The organism is Bacteroides sp. MSK.20.12, from assembly GCF_019052435.1.
Taxonomy (GTDB): Bacteria; Bacteroidota; Bacteroidia; order Bacteroidales; family Bacteroidaceae; genus Bacteroides; species Bacteroides xylanisolvens.
In genome coordinates this window covers 62,294-80,093 of record NZ_JAHQVH010000027.1, presented here as the reverse complement: position 1 = coordinate 80,093, position 17,800 = coordinate 62,294, and the positions used below count along the sequence as shown (strand labels likewise).

The window sequence follows — 17,800 nt, the reverse complement described above, 5'->3', positions numbered from 1 at the left end:
GTTATCTGGCCTGTTCCGGTTCTCGTGGGAGGGTTTGGGATAGTCGGGGAATTCGTCCTGACCAACTTGTATTGCGCGTGTTGAAAAATATTATAGCTTTTTCCATCTTTTGGGCATGTATCATGACTTTTAGTGGAATCTCTATCTATTCTCCTTTTTTCTTTGTTGCATATTTCTCTTTTCTCTTTGTTATCTTAAGTATTTATCGCATTATCATCCGTCATTTTCTGATAGTTTATTGTGCTAAGGGCAAGCATAGACGTTATGCTGTTTTTATAGGTGGAGGCAATAATATGCAGGTGTTGTATGAGGAGATGGAAAGTTCTCTGGCGTCTTCTCTATATGAAGTCGTGGGTTATTTTGATATAAAACCGAATGAAGCCCTTTCTTCGCAATGTTCTTATTTGGGTAATCCTGACGGTTTTTCAGATTTTATGTCTGCACACCCGGGAATCAAGCATGTCTTTTGTTCTCTGTCGATGGAGGAGGGACGTTATAATTTTTCTATTATGAATCATTGTGAAAACCATTTGCTTTATTTTCATGGTGTTCCTAATGTATGTAAAGGTTTTCCTCGTCGTATTTGGCACAGTATGGTTGGCAATATGCCTATCTTGAATCTGCGTTATGAGCCTTTGGGTAAAATGGAAAATCGGATATTGAAGCGGATATTTGATGTTGTTTTCTCCGGTCTTTTTCTGGTTACAGTTTTTCCCTTTGTTTATCTCATAGTGGGAAGTATTATAAAGTTGACTTCTCCCGGTCCTGTATTCTTTAAGCAAATGCGTACAGGTTTGAATGGTGTGGATTTTGTGTGTTACAAATTCCGTTCTATGAAAGTGAATGATGAAGCTGACAGCAAACAGGCTACGGCTGATGATCCCCGTAAAACTAAATTTGGGAACTTCCTTCGCCGTTCTAATATTGACGAACTTCCTCAGTTTATCAATGTCTTTAAGGGTGATATGTCGATAGTAGGTCCCCGTCCTCACATGTTGTCCCATACGGAGACTTATGCCCGGTTGATTGATAAATATATGGTGCGGCATTTTATAAAACCTGGGGTAACCGGTTGGGCTCAAACACATGGTTTCCGTGGTGAAACGAGAGAACTTTCACAGATGGAGGAACGTGTAAAAGCTGATATCTGGTATATGGAACATTGGACAATGCTGCTTGATATATATATCATTTATAAAACTGTGGCGAATGTGATTGTAGGGGAGAAGAATGCGTATTAGCATGGAATTAATTTTGGAATGAGTGATTTTTACAATGACTTTTATTTCGCTATCAAACGGCTGATGTCTTTACAAAATATCCTTTATTATTAATATAAACAATAATATTATGAAAATTGTTGCTCTTCTGACTGGGCGTGGAAATAATACGCTCAAAGATAAAAATGTGTTACCCGTTTTGGGAAAACCTTTGTTGTACTATCCTGCAATGGCTGCTAAAACTTGCAGTTTAATAACAGACTTTTATGTAAGTAGTGACGATGAAAAAATATTGGATGCGGCAGCGTCTTGTGGATATAAAAAAATTGTTCGTCCGGCTGAATTAGCTTTACCTACATCCCAGCATGTAGATGCAATAAATCATGCACTCAAAGAAATGGATAAAGTGGGAGTGCATCCTGATATTCTTGTTGTTTTGTTAGCAAATTCTGGAATTGTAAAGCGAGAGTGGATTGAAGAATCAATTCAATATATCATTCGGGATAATACTCTATCTGCTGCTGTGCCTGTTTTACTGGAAATGGATCACCACCCTTACCGGTCTAAAAGTTTGAGAGAAGATGGTTGCTTGGGTACATGGTTTAATTTTGATAAGCATAAAATATCCACAAATCGTCAAGACTTACCTGTGAATTATGTTTTATGCCATAATTTTTGGACACTGAATTTAGCAAAGTCTTTATATGCTAAAGAAGAAGGACAACAGCCTTGGACATTTATGGGTAATAATATAAAACCTGTAATTGTGAAAGAAAGTTTTGATGTACATGATGAAGATGATATTAAGCGTACAGAGAGATGGTTATTGGAAGAAGGTATAAAATATGAATAAGATGAAAACAGTTTTAGTAACAGGAGCAGCAGGATTTATTGGTGCTGCAATTGCAAGAAGTTTATTAAGCGTTGGAAACAAAGTGGTTACTATCGACAATCTTACCACTGGAAGAATAGAAAATATACCTGAAGGATGCATTTTTATTGAGGGTAATGATTATGATAAAAAAGTAATAGAACAACTTAATGATTATCGATTTGATTCGATTATTCACATCGCTGGACAAAGTTCGGGTGAAGTCTCATTCGAAGATCCTATTTATGATTTACAAACGAATACTCAATCAACATTGATGTTGTTAGATTATGCAAAATCTACGGGATGCAAAGAATTTATATTTGCAAGTTCCATGTCAACTTATGGCGATCATGATAATTCTTTTGTTTCGGAAAGTACGCCAACTGTACCCAAATCTTTTTATGCTGTAGGAAAATTGGCTAGTGAAAATTATATGCGTATTTATAGCCGTATGTATGGTATTCAGTGCACAGCTTTGAGGTTCTTTAATGTCTATGGTATAGGGCAGAATATGGATAATCTAAAACAGGGGATGGCTAGTATTTATTTAGCCTTGGCACTAAAGGAACACCATATTACTGTAAAAGGCACTAAAGATAGATTTCGTGATTTTGTTTATATTGATGATATCGTAAGTGCGGTAATAAAATCAATGTCAAGAAAGAAAGGAGATATGTATGAAGTATATAATGTTAGTAATGCATGTAAGACTCATGTGTTTGAAATTGTAGAGTTAATAGAAAAATCATTACCTTTTAATGTGACTCATCAATATGTTGAAGGTACTCCAGGGGATCAAATGGGGGTATACGGTGATAATTCTAAAATTATTAAAGATCTGGATTGGACTCCCAAAATCTCATTTGAAGAAGGTATGACTAAAATGGTTGCATGGGCTTTACAGATATGAATATTGAATAACTGATAGCAATATTCACAAGAGAACATTGGGTAAATACAAAATGAACATAAAATATGTAACAGTTTACCTCACATTCATGAAAATGTGTAAAATCAACATTATCTAATAAATAATTGTAATGTTTATCGGCCTTTATATATCACGTGTCTTATTGAGTGTGATAGGTGTAGATGATTTTGGTGTATATAATGTTGTAGGAAGCATGTTGTTTTATTTTTTAATGTTGTATCTTTTTCAAGTACATAAACACAATTTGAATACGTATGAACACTACTAAACTATTTTCGAATTTAAATGAAATAAGTTTTAAGGGATTTCCTAATGTGAGATGGAATGTTATTTTGGGGAGACTCTCTTTGTTTTTTCAATGTAAAGAGTTTGATACACGTGCTAAAATAATTGGTATGTTGAATTTTTTTTATTCTTTACTTTTTCCAAGAATTCCTTGCTATAATATTGAAAAGAAAAGTGATAAAGGTGTTCTATTTTTTAATAGTTGTTGTGACAGAAAAAGTAATATAGATAGACTACATTTTATTAGTGATTTAATACAAAATAAAACAGTTGTTTTAGCGAACAAATCTCGTCGGCAGTTTAATATCATACCTGCTATTAAAATTTTTCGATATATGCCATATTGGTATTTGTCATTAAGAAAACGAAATATATCGTTTATACAAAAATTGATTATACTTAATAATTTGATATACTTGCATCAGGTATTAGGCTATGTTGATAAAAATGTAGAAATTAGTAATTATAGCTTGTTTGTATCATATTATGATTCATTGATAGAGGATAGTTTTTGGGAAGAGATTTTTCGACTTAAAAATATAAAAACTGCGTCTTTGCAGCATGGACAATTTATTTCATATCGTGAAGATATGGTGAATTATTGTGGTATTGAATTACGTACATTTAAAAGTGATTTTTTATTATGTTGGAATAAATATACAAAGAGAGAAGCTGTGATATCAGGTATTGAAGAATCAAAATTACTGATATTAGGGATTATTGGATACGCGGGTAAAGAACACTGGAATAGATGTATAAAACCCAATAACAATATTTTTGGTGTCGTTATTGGACATCCAGATTATATAGATGAAAATATTGTTTTAATAAATGCAGCTAATAGTTTATCCAGAGCAAAAGGACTTAAATATTATCTTAAATTACATCCTAATTATAAGGAAGATTTTTTTAAAGATATAGTAGATCAAAGTTATTATTTAGGGAATATTAAAAAAGGTATTGATATGATGGATTATGCAAATATGGTTGATTTTTCAATAGTAGGAGCTTCTACTGTATTTGCAGAGTTAGTGTTTTTAGGTCATGAAGTTATAAGGTATTCGAATCAAACTATAAGAGATAAATATAGAGATATCAAGGCGGGACTGACTTTCAGTGAGCCAGAAAAGATTGTAGATGCCTATAATATAGGAAATTTTGAAGTGGATAGCTTATTTGACGACTTGTGTTCCATTCGTGAAGTGAGGGCTGCCTATCAAAGATTTTTCTCTGCTTTTGACGTTTGATTTATAATTAGTTATATATGTTTAGAGGTAAGGCTAAAAGTGTTTTACAACATCCTATATTTAAGCGAGCAGCTATATATACTATAACTGATGGTATAACTAAATCTATATCTTTTATAGTATTACCTATTGTATCTTATTTTATTGTACCTTCAGAATTAGGTGTTACTGCAAACTTTGACGTTCTTCAAAATATTATTGTATTATTAGCAGGGCAAGCCTTGGTTAATTCATTACCATATTTCTACTATAAAAGGACAAAAGGAGAAGTCGCTTTATTGGTTAGTAATTTACTTTTTCTAGTTTCATTAGTTAACGTAATTCTTGCGATAATAATTCCTTTTTGTACTTCTGTTGTGGAAAACTATTTACATATAGGGCTTTCGTTGCAGCTGCTTACGGTACTGAGTAGCTTTTGTGTACTAGTTAATAGTATAAATTTTATTTTGTATAAAATGGAAGATAATCCTATTGATTTTGCAAAATTGCAAATAGGACAAGTTATTTTATATGTTGGTCTACTTGCTATTTTAGTAGTAGGATATAAACAACAAGCGTTGGGGAAGATTTTGAGTAATGTAGTTGCAATATTTATAATGTCTTTTATCCATCTTTATTTATTATATAAAAGAGGGTATTTAATATTTAAAGTTGATATTAATGTTCAAAAGACTTTATGTAAATTTGGGATTCCTCTTTTACCTCATTCTTTATCTTTTTGGATTAAAAGTGGTATGGATAAAGTTATTCTTACAGCATATTGTGGACTTAATGTTAATGGACTTTATTCTATGGCTTTAAGTTTTGGGGCTGTTTATGCTTTATTTAATACATCTTTCAGCAATGTTTATGTTCCTGAGTTACAAAAAAGGTTATCAAAGATGACTCCTGAAAATGAAAAGGAGGAAAAAAGAAATTTAGTAAGATTATCATATAAGATTGGGGGGGCCTTTGTCATATTGTGCTTTTCTGTTATTATCGTATGTTGGGCCATAGTTCATTACGTTTTGAGTGAACAATATACTGCTTCCTTCCAATATATACCATGGATAATATTATCATCTACAATATACTCATTTTACGGATTAGTAATTCAGTATCCATATACTGCCAAAAAGACATTTGGATTAGGATTAGTAACATTTTCGGGTAGTGTTCTTCAGTTATTTCTGACGTTTGTACTGGTGAAAACAATAGGGGCTGATGGCATAAAATATAGCCTAGTCTTTGGTTCTTTAGTTATAATGTTGAGTGTTTGGTGGTATAGTAATAAAGTTTATCCTATGCCATGGTTTTCGCGTCTATAAAATAATGAATCTATGACTTCTTGATATATGTATTTTTCTTGTTATGAATTATCCGATTCTTTAGTTAATAAAAAAACGCATATCATCATATTTTGTTTTTGTTGTAGACAAATGGTTAGAATATATACAAGTATTATTTAGTCGGAAACCTGATGAATACTTTATTTTTTTTTATGTAAAGGCGATATAAAGTATGAAATGTCCAAATGAAAATATGCTTCAATCTAATTTGTATAAATAATGTGTAAATTTGATGTTATTATACCTACAGGTACAAAAGATGTGGCATTTGTACCTCGAGTGGTGGATTTTGTATTCAGATGTTTGGAGGATATAGAACATGTTTATATTCTAACAGCCAAAAAAAATTTTGTGAAAATAGAGAGAAGGCTTCCTGTAAATGTCTCATGTACATTGATTGATGAAAATGAAATGTTGCCAGGATTGTCGTTATCAACGATTGCTGATATACTAAAGAAGTGTGCTCCTGATAGGAGTGTGAGTGTGGGGTGGTATTTTCAACAGTTCTTGAAATTAGGGTTTGCTCAAAGTAAATATTGCAAAGATTACTATTTATCTTGGGATGCAGATACTTTGCCGTTAGCTCCTATATCTTTTTTTAAGGATGGACATCTGTTATTTAATCCAAAAAGTGAGTATAATCCCAATTATTTTAGGACAATTGAACGATTGTTGGGGTATGGTAAACAAACGGAGTATTCGTTTGTCGCGGAGAATATGATATTTTCTAAGAATATTGTTTGTGAAATGTTAGCTGAGATAGAAAAAAAAGAAGTGCAAGGTAGTACATGGTTTGAGAAGATATTATGTGCGAGTGATTTAGATAATCCTTTACCTGCATTCTCTGAGTTTGAAACTTATGGAACCTATTGTTTTATGAATTATCCAGGTTTATATAAAACAAGATATTTGAATACATTTCGTGAGGCTGGATATATATGTGGTAGAAAAATCAGTGAGAATAAACTTCGTATTATGTCATTTGATTTGGATACTGCATCATTTGAGATGGGACATGCACCAATGTTTCCTTATAATTTACCTCATCTTATTTTTAATAATAAAATGCGTATTAAAAAGATGAAATCAATGAAATTCAATCAAATAATAAAGAAAATTTGGAGTGATTTGTTTTGTCGGAAAGATGTGAATAAACAGATGATAATAGAACAACTCTACAGGCTTCCTCAACGTCATTAAGTAGTGATTAAATTTTAAAATACCTAATGAAAACATTCAATAATGTGACGCGCTGCTAATTCTTCTGTATTAGTGAAAGGGATCAGTGTTATAAGAAAATTTTATGGAATGCCAAGATTATTACATTGAAAAATGAGTTCAATATTTATAGTACTAGTTGCAATGTCACTATAGTTTTATGTGGAAATTGTGAAATGATATGTCAAATTTGAAAATATATTTTTTGGTTGAATGGTTAAAAAATAAACCTAAAACTTGGTCTGGCACAAATTGGGGACTTTATGCCGCTTTATTACAAAAAGCATTAGTAAAAGACATTAATCTAAATAAAAATTTTATTGAACGTGTAAGTGGAAGGATTTGGAGCTTGTTTGATATGGGGATAGCAAAAATTAAAAGACAAAGAAACTATGCTCATAGAGTAATAGGTAATGATGGAGAAGGAAAAGTGTTTCAATTTGCAGAAGTTTTATTTGATTCCTCTCATTTGAAAACCTATATATATCAAGATCTTTCTGTTTCGTATATTGAATATATGGCTAAATATATTCCTAAAGTCTTTGCCGTTTCAGCTTTTGGACATTTATCTATTAAAGCTATTGAACGCAGAGCTTTAATTCAGAATGAGTATTATCTGAAATGTAGTGGTATTTATACTATGGGAAAATGGCTAGCAAATGATTTGGTGGAGCGGTGTGGGATTTCTTCTTCTAAAGTTCATCATGTTGGAGGTGGAATTAACTTGGATAAAACGCTTATAGATGATGGAAAAAAGGAAGGTAATAAATTATTATTTGTAGGGAGGGATTTTCGTCGTAAAGGCGGTCTGTTGTGTTATGATGCTTTTTGCCACTTAAAAAGAATGCGTCCTGATGTCGAGTTTTATGTTGCGGGTCCCTCTACTAATCCTTTTCCTAAGAACAAGGTTAGTGGGTATTATTTTATGGGTGATTGTGATTCTCAAAAACTAGCAACGTTATTCAATTTATGTGATGTTTTTGTTATGCCTTCATATTTTGAGGCATATGGACTTGTTTTTATTGAAGCTTTGACTTTTGGTCTTCCATGCATTGGTCGTAATGTTTATGAAATGCCTTATTTTATAGAGAATGGTGAGACTGGATATTTATTGGATAAAGATGATGTAGATGAATTAGCTAATTTAATGGATCAATTGCTTTGTGATGAACGTATAAAACAAAATGTAAAGAATAAGAGAGATTGGTATATCAATGAATACTCTTGGGATACAGTTGCTGAAAGGATTATTAAAGTAATGGAATGATCATATGGATTACTCAAGAAAAGCTTGTGTTTAAAAGGAATATCCTAACAAAGTAATGGTGTGGTAGTGAATTATGATATTAACAAAAAGGAAACAGTATATATGGGATTATTTTGTTGCTCTTGTTTTTATTTTTACTACGGGAACAATTGCTTGGTTTCAGTATGTAACTCCAGGAGTCGCATTTGTTTTTTTTCTGATTATTGCTGTTGTTAATAGTTTTATATATAAATCCCGTATCCCTTTAGGTGTTAAGAATAAATCATTTTACTATTGTTTATTTGTTTTCTTTTTTTGTGGACTAGGAATGGTCTTTTTTTATAGCCCTCCTAAAGAAAATTCGATAGTAGGTTATCTTGTAGCAATGTTTGCATCATATTTAGTTATTTCCCGATATGACTTTTATTATTTTAGGCGTCTTTTAACTAATGTCGTTTTTGGGATAGTTTTATTAGGTATTCCTGTGTTTTTGTTGACAGAAATAAATTTATTACCTCTAACAATTTTGCATGTTTCAACTGATTATGAAATGTTTTTTATTTATTCAATCGGTTGGCCTAATCATTTTGGACGATTTGCGGGAATTTGGCATGAACCAGGTGCTTGTCAAATTATCTTAAATACGATTCTGTGGCTGCATATTGATGAGGTGAGATACTGGAGATGGGAAAAGGGGCAATTAATCAAATTAATAGTGATATTAATAGGTCTAATATTAACATTTTCTACTGGTGGATATGTTGTATTTCTACTATTCTTATGTGCTTGTGTATGGAAGTTGCCTATGAAAAGGAAAACCAGACGTTGGCTTTATCCATTAATTATCATTTCTTTTTTATGTGTAATAGTAGCTATCTTGAATAGCGAAACTGTATATGATAAGCTTTTCGCTGAAAAAACAAGTGTATCAAAAGTGAGTAGAACCTTAGATATTTTGGCGATGTGGCAAATGGCATTAGAAAGACCATATTGGGGATACGGATTAGGTACTATTGATTTTTGGAAGAGATCTGACGAGCTAGGTAATGTAGCTTGTAGTAATGGACTTATTTATGGTTTTGCATCTATGGGATTTATTTGGGCATTTATTTTTTTATCTCAAGTATATCGTTCTATAAAGCGAATGAACTTTAGTATATCTCCGTTATGGCTATTTTTAGCTTTTCTACTACTTCAGTCTAATGAAAGATATTTAGAATTTCCTATAACATTTCTTTTTGTGTTTTATTTTTACTCATATAACAGTGTGAAGTATGGAAAATAATAAGAGCCCGTTAATTAGTATAATAACGGTTTCTTTCAATTGTGTTAAGACAATTGAAGAGACAATTCTTTCGGTTATTAATCAAAGCTATACTTCTATCGAATATATAATTATTGATGGAAAAAGTACTGATGGGACGATTGAAATCATTAAAAAATACGCAAATCGGATATCCTTTTGGGTTAGTGAAAAAGATGATGGAATTTATGATGCAATGAATAAAGGATTGAGAAAAGCTAATGGTGACTTTGTTCTCTTTTTGGGAGGAGATGATCATTTAATCTCATTTCATGTATTGCAGGACATTGTATCTCAATTACAACCAAAACGTGTTTGTGTGTATCATGGAGATGTATATCGTTGTGTTAATAAAGATCTTTATGGAGGGAAATATAATCGCTATAAATTGGCTATAAAGAATATACCTCATCAAGCCTTATTTTATCCAAAGGCGATTTATAAAAATTATAGTTATGATGTAAAGTACTCACTTTTTGCTGACTATCAATATAATATAATGTTATTTTCAAAAATTCCTTTTGAGTATCTTAACCAAACAATTACTTGGTTTAATGATGCGGGGAGTTGTGTAAAACATCGTGATATGTGTTGGGATAAGGATCGAAAATATATTATTACTACTTTTTTAGGATATGTACCTTATTATTTTGCTCAATTTTATCATTTATTAAGGAAGGTGGTAAAAAATGACTAGGGCCAGTGTGTGTATGGCTGTATATAATGGCGAAAAATTTATAAAACAGCAAATAGAGTCGATATTGAAACAATTGACAACAAACGATGAATTGATTATTTCTGATGATGGAAGTACGGATGAGACTTTACGAATTGTAAATGATTTCCAAGATTGTCGCATTAAATTAATATCTAATACACAGAAACACGGTTTTATAGGGAATTTTGAAAATGCTTTGTGTTATGCTTCTGGTAATTATATATTCCTTTCAGATCAGGATGATATTTGGGAATTGAATAAAATAGAACGCTGTCTTTACTTTCTACAACGATATGACATGGTGGTTCATAATGCTTTATTAGTAAATTATAAGGGAGACTCTTTAAATAGGAATTACTTTGATACTTTACATACTTCTGATAGCTTTCTATATAATTTTTATAAAACAAGATTTTTAGGTTGTAGTATGGCCTTTAAGAAAAAAGTGTTAATAGAATGTTTGCCTTTTCCTAAAAATATAGTAGCACATGATTATTGGATTGGTATGTATTGGTTATTCAAATATCATCAAACTGTATATTTCTCTGAGGAAGTTCTCATGCGTTATAGAAGGCATGGAGGGAATGTTTCTACTTCCTCTGGAAAGTCGAATAATTCATTTTTTTACAAAGTACTGACAAAGAGGCTTTTTTTATTAGAAGCAGTTATTAAAAGATCTGTTAAAATAAAGTTTGAATTATGAGTACTATCCCCAAAAAGATCCATTATGTTTGGTTGGGTAAGGCTAAGTTGCCAGCTTCAGTGAAAGATTGCATTAAATCATGGCGAAAACATATGCCTGAGAATGAGATAAAATGTTGGAGTGGAGAGAATTTTGATTTAAATTCAGTTGATTGAGTAAAGGAGGCTATTGAGAAAAATGGTCGTTAGCATCTAATTATATTATGCATTGTATACAGAGGGGGATCTATTTAGATGCAGATGTAAAAGATTTTAGATGTTTTGATGAGATTCTAGATTGGGACTTTTTTTCTTCTAAGCATTTTATAAAAGAAGATGGTAGCTTGTATACTGATATAATAAATCCGGGAATAATGGCTACTATTGCAACAAAATATGGTTTTGTGTATGATGATGTTGAACAAAAGCTGCAAGGTAATATGAAAATATATAATTCATCAGTATTTGCAGGTGATTTGTCGACTTTGAATTCTAAGAATGTGGAATAGAGATTATCTGTCTTAATCAATATGACATTTTACATGATCCTAACAGAATAAGAGCTATAATTCAAGGTATATGGAATGTGAAAGGAAAAAATGCATTCGAAAAACTGTTGAAGACACTGAATAAAACAGAAACAATTATTCACTTTCATTCATGGTGTAAATCACTCTCTTCCTCCCTTCTATTTATTTCAAAAAAACAAGGATTTAAAGCAGTTATCACTTTACATGATTTTTTTGTATACTGTCCTAATGGTGGATTTTATGATTATAAACATAGCAAAATATGTATAAAAAAACCTCTAGGTATTACATGTCTTTTTTGTAACTGCGATGCACGCGGATATACTCAAAAAATATGGAGATGCGTTAGACAGGTAGTACAAAATAGGGTACTTCACCAAATTGATGATGTTATTTTTGTGTCTATTTCCAATTTGTCAACTCGTATATTTCAACAGAAATATCCTAAAAAGAATAGTTTATTGTATAGAGTGAATAATCCTGTTGAGATACTTTCTTCTTTAGAACGAATTCCTGTTGAAAATAATAAGATGTATTTATTTATAGCTCGTTTATCTTTAGAGAAAGGAATAGATTTATTTTGTGAAGCTATCTCTCAATTAGGCTTAGAAGGATGTGTGTTAGGGGATGGATATTTATTAGATGTTTACAGGAAAAAATATCCGAAGATTAAATTTACTGGTTGGGTCACAGGAAAAGAAAAAGAGTATTATATAAAGACTGCTAAAGCATTTGTTTTTCCCTCTAAATGCTATGAAACATTTGGTCTTTCTGTAGCTGAAATGCAATCTGGAGGTGTTCCTTGTATTGTTCCCGACATGAATGCTGCAGCTGAACAGATAATTGATGGTGAAACAGGCTTTATATTTCAAACAGGAAATTTAGAATCCTTATAAGAAAAAATGAGGTGTGTTGAGAAAATGGATAGAGAAGGACTAATTGGAATGTCTCAACAAGCATTTGATAGTTCCTCTAAAGATAATTATTCTATGAATACTCATTTGGATAATCTTGTAAATCTGTATAATTCGTTTATACAGAGATGAAGTTTATAACATACATGTTCGATGTATTTTAAAACAAACTTAAAAAATAATAGAATCTTAATGTCTAATGGAAGATAGTAGAAAAAAGAGAGTCCTTCACATCTCTAAATATTATTATCCATATCTTGGTGGTACTGAATCTGTTTGTCAGGATATTGTGGAAGGATTAAAGGAATATGAAAACCGAGTTATATGTTTTAATGATTCTAATCGGACTATTTGTAGTGAAATAAACGGTATACAGGTTTTGCGAATTGGGTGTTTTATGAAAGTGGCAAGTCAATCTTTCTCTCTTCCTTATTATTATTTGAAAAGAAATATACAATCTTGGCAACCTGATATTATCCATTTCCATCATCCTAATCCTTTTGTTGCATTTTTGTTGCTTAGATTAATTCCTGCAAGTACGAAGTTAATCATTCATTGGCATTTGGATATTACGAAACAGAAATATGTTTATCCATTGGTGAGAGGGAATGAACGTAAGTTGTTAGAACGTGCAGACAGTATTATTGTAACAAGCCCCAAGTACAGAGATGCTTCATTACCATTAAAACCTTTTTTACTGAAAGTAAAAGTTGTGGCTAATGGTATAAATGTTCATCGTCTTGAGTTAAAAGATAACGATGAGATGATAATAAAAGATATTCGTAAAAAATATCATAATAAAAAGCTGATCTTTTTTATAGGACGTCATGTGGAGTATAAGGGGCTAAGGTATCTGATTGAAGCAGAGAAGTATGTTACTACAGATTGCCATATTGTTATAGCTGGACAAGGTCCTTTGACTGAGGAGTTAAAAGCTAAAGCAAATTTGGAACGTGTTAGTTTTGTGGGACGTTTAAGTAATGATGCTTTACGATGTTATCTTCACGCAGTAGATGTGTTTGCCTTTCCTTCTATTACCAAGAATGAGGCTTTTGGACTTGCGCTTGCCGAAGCAATGTATTGTAGATGCCCTGCTGTCACTTTTCATATTGAAGGATCTGGGGTTAATTGGGTCTCATTAAATGGTGTAACGGGAATTGAGGTTGATAATTCGGATAGTAAGAAGTATGCTTCGGCTATAGATACACTATTGAAAGATGATTCTTTGAGAAAGCAATATGCGGATGCTGCGAGGAAAAGGGTGATAGAATACTTTACAATAGAGAAAGAACAGGAAGCAGCTAATGAGATTTATAAACAGTTATAATTCTTGTTTTTTTGATTACTGAAACATGAAAAATGTAAGCGTAAATGCTTGTTGCATAGTGGTAAAAGAAAGAATATCAACGAAAATAAACAAATTGGGTATATATAATAAATGTTGAAAATGTTGAGATGTAATAAACACGTGAGTGTTTCGTATGTTGAGATGAAGAAAAATGTAGGTCCCTAGTTTCATGCTATAAAAGCATGATTCCCTACATTGTGGATCAGAAATAGCACGACGGTGCCTTTCTGATCTACGCCCTGACATCGGAGGTTAAAGCCGATGTGAATTTCCCACTATATCAACGGTCTGTGAAGATCGTTGATATTTTTTTTACTACGTCAATTATAAATCCCGATATTCCTTCACACACTCAAAGCACGGACATCCTTTCATTGGGTTCAAGTCACGATGTCCCACAATCAACGCTTTCGGAAACTGCCTTCGTAATTCACGCAATAAAGCAAGCAGCGAGCCCCGTTGCTCCATTGTGCGAGTATCCTTGGGCTTTCCATCCGCATCCAAGCCACCTTCATAACAGACACCTATTGAATGGCTATTATGATTACGGCAGTGTGCCCCGACCTTTTCTAACGCACGTCCCTGGTGGATCTCCCCGTCGCGAGTAATGTAAAAATGATAGCCAATATCACGGAAACCACGGTGTAGGATATGATCTTGTCGGCAAACCTCCGCCGAAAGGGATTTCCCTTCCGGCGTGGCACTGCAATGAATGATAATCAGTGTAATAGTTCGCATAGATCTATATGCAACTTTGTACTCCGATCAAGCCCCCGATAGCGGTGGCAACGGTGATGATTACTTTGATAATGAAACTCCATACGGAGCGGGAAGAGGATGATTTGCTCATACAATAACAGGTTTTAAATAATGGATAACAGTTTTCTTTTGTCGCAGAGCTGCAAACTACGCAACTATGCACACTACTACACAGACTCACACAGAAATAAATAATCGACTACTTTAATGACTACCAATTAAATTATAATCTGTGGAAATCTGTGTAATCAGTGGTGAATCTTTTAAGCAGCCGGGTCGGGTGCTTCGCCACCTCCGTCCGGTTTTGGATCAGGGTTATCACCCGAATCAGAACCACCTCCGGAAGTGCCCGGTTTCTGATATTCAGCCTGCTGTTTCAACTGACTGTCGAGTTTCAAGTTGGTAGTTGATAAGTTACCGGTGGCACGAGCTTTCAGACGCATGCCGCTAATATTCTTCTCCAACGAGAATTCTTCCAACGTATCGGCTGCCTTACTGCGAATACCTACCCCAAAAATGGCAAGATCATCAATTTTCACACATTTGCCGTCCAGCAACAACTCCTTGATACAATCTACCATATCCGAAAGCACACCTTTGATGACACCACCGGAATATGGTGAATTGTGCTTCGACATGTGTTCGGCAAGCTTTGCCAAATCAAACGTCTCATCGCTTACTGCACGGGCGAACCACTTACCCGCATTCAAGCCTTTCTTCTGCTGGTTCTGATAAATTTTGTAACGAATCATAAAACAATAAATTAAAGGGTTAAAACATCGTGTCTTCGGGATTCTTTTCCCTTCCGACGATACAAAGATAGGATGCCGGAAGTCCGGAAAATCGCTTATATACACTTATGCCCGTTACTTGTCAGTTATGTGCAGTTAGCGTCGGTTATTCAACCGGAAAGCGTTGCGTATGTGCAACTATTTTGCTACATTTGTAACATTAAATCAAACTCTTATTCATCATGATCGAATTCAGAATACGTGCCTACGGGCGCATGGAACTGGCGCAACTTTATTCTCCCGAACTTACTGATATTGCCGCTTACCGAAAAATGAAAAAGTGGATAGAGCGGTGTCCCGGACTGCTGCAACGCTTGTACGACCTGGGCTATCAACCGGAGCACCGTTCATATACGCCTTTGGAGGTGAGGGTGATTGTGGATGCATTAGGAGAACCTTAAAGCGGCGCTTTAAGAGGGCTAAAGCTTAGCTTTATGCTCTCTAAAGCGCCGCTTTAGTATCCGTAAAACGCTGTACCGTTATTTATTTGCGGCAGAGGTACAGCAGGTACACTTTTTCAGGGCTCACTCACACACGCACACATGCGCGTTCATATATTCCGTTGCCATCTCCCTTCACTAATATGCCTCGCTGCGTCAGTCGTTTCAACCAAGTGATGGCGGTATTTTTCTTAATTCCGATGGATTCTGCTGTCTCTATCATTTGTGCACGAGTGAAACGGTCGCCCAACTGCGAGAAGAGGAAGTCGCGGTCGGCATTGGAACGTCGGCTGATTTCCGTGGAAGGAAGGAACGAGAGAATGTGTGTGGCATGGCGGTAGAGCGGTTCCGCAAGACGGAGCACTGCGTGGAAATCGTCAGGGGTGATGGCAAGCTTCCAACGGGTGATGATATTGTCTTTGATGTTATCTTCGGGAATGCCCTTATCCGGAGTCAGTCCCGAGGAGGGAGCGTTCTTCACTTGGTAGGGATGCGGGCTTTCAAGGGCACGCAGCAGGGCCACTATCGACATGATGCGGCATAGATTGACAGCCAGGCGGGCGATGGAACTGTACATCTCCCTGCCGTTGGCTATGCTCGAGCGTTGGAAGAGGTGGGAGAATTGGGTGTTGAACTCTTTTTTCTGTTCCTCGGTAAGACAGAGCGTATGTATCCCATGTGCTTTTATCTGTTCCACTTCTTTTTTCCATTCCAATCCGAGGTTGGTAAATATTTCTTCGAGATCCAGGTCGTCTTCCAAAAATTGGTTGATCCATTGGTCGATGCCGTAGAGGTAGTAGAACAATTGGCGGGAGAAGGCTCCGTCTTCCGTGGTGGGGATGAAGGATTTCACTTGCGACGGTGTGCCGGAAATGTTGAGGGAGATGTAGCTTTTCTTCACTTCGCGGTATTCCTGGTCGGTGCGGCGGTTGTAAGACAGGCAGTCGTGGTCGAAGGCTTTTCGGAGGGTATCGCTCCAATGTCCATGGTCTGCGTTGATGGCGGTAGAGAGGGTATCCGCTTCAGATTCGCAGATAAATCCTATTCCGTCAGAGTCCATAATATTTTGCAGGATGCCTGTGCCGGTGTTGTTACCCGAAATGATGAACATCTTGTTGGCGGGCATTTGCGGTGCGTCCACTTTCGCTCGTTCTTTGCCCAATGCCTCGTAGGCGGCTTTCTCTTTCTTGTAGATTTTCATCTTTGCTGCTACTTCCGCACGGATTTCATCGTGGATGGGAGTGGCAAGCAGCCGGATGTAAGAGAGGATGCTTTTGCCGGAAGCGGAAGGAGCGATGGCAAAATACTGAAGGCAGGGATGCAGGAATTTGCCGCTATAGGAACAGCGCAAATGTGGGGCGATGGTTGCACCCAGGGCTGTCAATGCTCCTAAAAGCATAACGTCTTTCAGGGCGTCGCTTTTGCCATAGGTAATGATACGTTGTAGGAGTAGGGGCCAGTCGGCTTTGGGGAAGGTGGGCAGTTGTTGTTTCGGTTCACTGCCCGAGAGAAGTTCCTCTTCTTCTCTTTCCTCTTCTTGGGTATTTTCCTCTTTTCCGGTATTTTCGTCATTGTCTACCTTATAACGCGCGCACGTGTGTGTGGAGAAATTTGCCCCTGAATCTTCTGTACCCTTTGTACCCTTTGGCTTGTTCATTACGTCGTCTTGATGGAGCTTGACTCCTGCGATTCCGGCAAGGTGGAAAGCCGTGCCTAGATGTACGTCACCATGTTTTGTGGCGAGTGCGTTGGAGAACACCTGTTCGGTGTGTTCGCGCTGGTATTTGGCAGACAGGCGGCAGAGACGGTGGAAATAGTTGCGCCCGGCTTCGCCGCAGTCGGTGGCGATGGCAAATGCCAGTTGTATGTATTCGATGTAAGTGGGTGCGATGTCTGCTCCTGCTGTTTCAACTGTCTCGGTGAGACGGCGTAGTGATTCGATGTTGTTCATTTTTTCTTAATTTTCT

General features: G+C 35.1%; 18 protein-coding genes. 14 read left to right on the top strand and 4 right to left on the bottom strand.

Annotated features, from left to right (window positions below; all coding sequences use genetic code 11):
• The 13 genes from KTR06_RS15020 to KTR06_RS14960 form a co-directional block, all read left to right on the top strand.
• A partial coding sequence (locus tag KTR06_RS15020) for an undecaprenyl-phosphate glucose phosphotransferase (RefSeq protein WP_217290519.1) occupies positions 1-1,241 on the top strand: 1,241 nt, incomplete at its 5' end.
• A 109-nt stretch (positions 1,242-1,350) separates the two neighbouring features.
• On the top strand, positions 1,351-2,073 hold the full coding sequence (locus KTR06_RS15015; RefSeq protein WP_118194981.1) for a cytidylyltransferase domain-containing protein: 723 nt from the start codon (positions 1,351-1,353) through the stop codon (positions 2,071-2,073).
• Between the two features lies 1 nt (position 2,074).
• Positions 2,075-3,004 carry a GDP-mannose 4,6-dehydratase gene (locus KTR06_RS15010; protein ID WP_254306431.1) on the top strand — a complete coding sequence of 310 codons (930 nt, stop codon included), beginning with the start codon at positions 2,075-2,077 and terminating at the stop codon, positions 3,002-3,004.
• A gap of 275 nt (positions 3,005-3,279) precedes the next feature.
• A complete protein-coding gene (locus tag KTR06_RS15005) occupies positions 3,280-4,557 on the top strand; it encodes a hypothetical protein (RefSeq protein ID WP_217290517.1) in 1,278 nt (425 codons plus the stop codon).
• A 17-nt stretch (positions 4,558-4,574) separates the two neighbouring features.
• Complete coding sequence (locus tag KTR06_RS15000) at positions 4,575-5,864, top strand: lipopolysaccharide biosynthesis protein (RefSeq protein WP_217290515.1); 1,290 nt, start codon at positions 4,575-4,577, stop codon at positions 5,862-5,864.
• 240 nt (positions 5,865-6,104) lie between these two features.
• The gene (locus KTR06_RS14995; RefSeq protein WP_217290514.1) at positions 6,105-7,085 is read left to right on the top strand and encodes a DUF6492 family protein; all 981 of its coding nucleotides are present in this window, start codon (positions 6,105-6,107) and stop codon (positions 7,083-7,085) included.
• A 199-nt stretch (positions 7,086-7,284) separates the two neighbouring features.
• The gene (locus tag KTR06_RS14990) at positions 7,285-8,370 is read left to right on the top strand and encodes a glycosyltransferase family 4 protein (protein ID WP_217290513.1); all 1,086 of its coding nucleotides are present in this window, start codon (positions 7,285-7,287) and stop codon (positions 8,368-8,370) included.
• A 73-nt stretch (positions 8,371-8,443) separates the two neighbouring features.
• Entirely contained in the window at positions 8,444-9,634 is a 1,191-nt protein-coding gene (locus KTR06_RS14985) for an O-antigen ligase family protein (protein ID WP_217290512.1), read from the top strand.
• Positions 9,624-10,349 carry a glycosyltransferase family 2 protein gene (locus tag KTR06_RS14980; RefSeq protein ID WP_217290511.1) on the top strand — a complete coding sequence of 242 codons (726 nt, stop codon included), beginning with the start codon at positions 9,624-9,626 and terminating at the stop codon, positions 10,347-10,349. Before KTR06_RS14985 ends, KTR06_RS14980 begins: the two co-directional genes overlap by 11 nt.
• A 13-nt stretch (positions 10,350-10,362) precedes the next feature.
• Positions 10,363-11,073: a glycosyltransferase gene (locus KTR06_RS14975; protein ID WP_217290509.1), complete on the top strand. Its 711-nt coding sequence runs from the start codon at positions 10,363-10,365 to the stop codon at positions 11,071-11,073.
• Positions 11,074-11,275: 202 nt separating this feature from the next.
• The gene (locus KTR06_RS14970; RefSeq protein WP_217290508.1) at positions 11,276-11,560 is read left to right on the top strand and encodes a hypothetical protein; all 285 of its coding nucleotides are present in this window, start codon (positions 11,276-11,278) and stop codon (positions 11,558-11,560) included.
• Positions 11,561-11,637: 77 nt separating this feature from the next.
• Entirely contained in the window at positions 11,638-12,477 is an 840-nt protein-coding gene (locus KTR06_RS24775) for a glycosyltransferase family 4 protein (RefSeq protein WP_217290506.1), read from the top strand.
• A gap of 217 nt (positions 12,478-12,694) precedes the next feature.
• On the top strand, positions 12,695-13,822 hold the full coding sequence (locus tag KTR06_RS14960) for a glycosyltransferase (protein ID WP_217290505.1): 1,128 nt from the start codon (positions 12,695-12,697) through the stop codon (positions 13,820-13,822).
• A gap of 345 nt (positions 13,823-14,167) precedes the next feature.
• Here KTR06_RS14960 and KTR06_RS14955 read toward each other — a convergent pair whose 3' ends face one another.
• The 3 genes from KTR06_RS14955 to KTR06_RS14945 form a co-directional block, all read right to left on the bottom strand.
• Positions 14,168-14,581 (bottom strand): N-acetylmuramoyl-L-alanine amidase, encoded by a 414-nt coding sequence (locus KTR06_RS14955; protein WP_217290504.1) that lies wholly within the window; start codon positions 14,579-14,581, stop codon positions 14,168-14,170.
• 4 nt (positions 14,582-14,585) lie between these two features.
• The gene (locus KTR06_RS14950; RefSeq protein ID WP_151935230.1) at positions 14,586-14,693 is read right to left on the bottom strand and encodes a smalltalk protein; all 108 of its coding nucleotides are present in this window, start codon (positions 14,691-14,693) and stop codon (positions 14,586-14,588) included.
• A gap of 172 nt (positions 14,694-14,865) precedes the next feature.
• Positions 14,866-15,354, bottom strand: a complete 489-nt coding sequence (locus KTR06_RS14945; protein WP_117683541.1) for a DNA-binding protein — start codon at positions 15,352-15,354, stop codon at positions 14,866-14,868.
• A gap of 221 nt (positions 15,355-15,575) precedes the next feature.
• Here KTR06_RS14945 and KTR06_RS14940 point away from each other — a divergent pair, with 221 nt between their 5' ends.
• A complete protein-coding gene (locus KTR06_RS14940) occupies positions 15,576-15,794 on the top strand; it encodes a DUF4248 domain-containing protein (protein WP_195472816.1) in 219 nt (72 codons plus the stop codon).
• A 127-nt stretch (positions 15,795-15,921) separates the two neighbouring features.
• Here KTR06_RS14940 and KTR06_RS14935 read toward each other — a convergent pair whose 3' ends face one another.
• Positions 15,922-17,784, bottom strand: a complete 1,863-nt coding sequence (locus KTR06_RS14935; RefSeq protein WP_217290503.1) for a DUF3987 domain-containing protein — start codon at positions 17,782-17,784, stop codon at positions 15,922-15,924.
• Between the last annotated feature and the right edge of the window lie 16 nt (positions 17,785-17,800).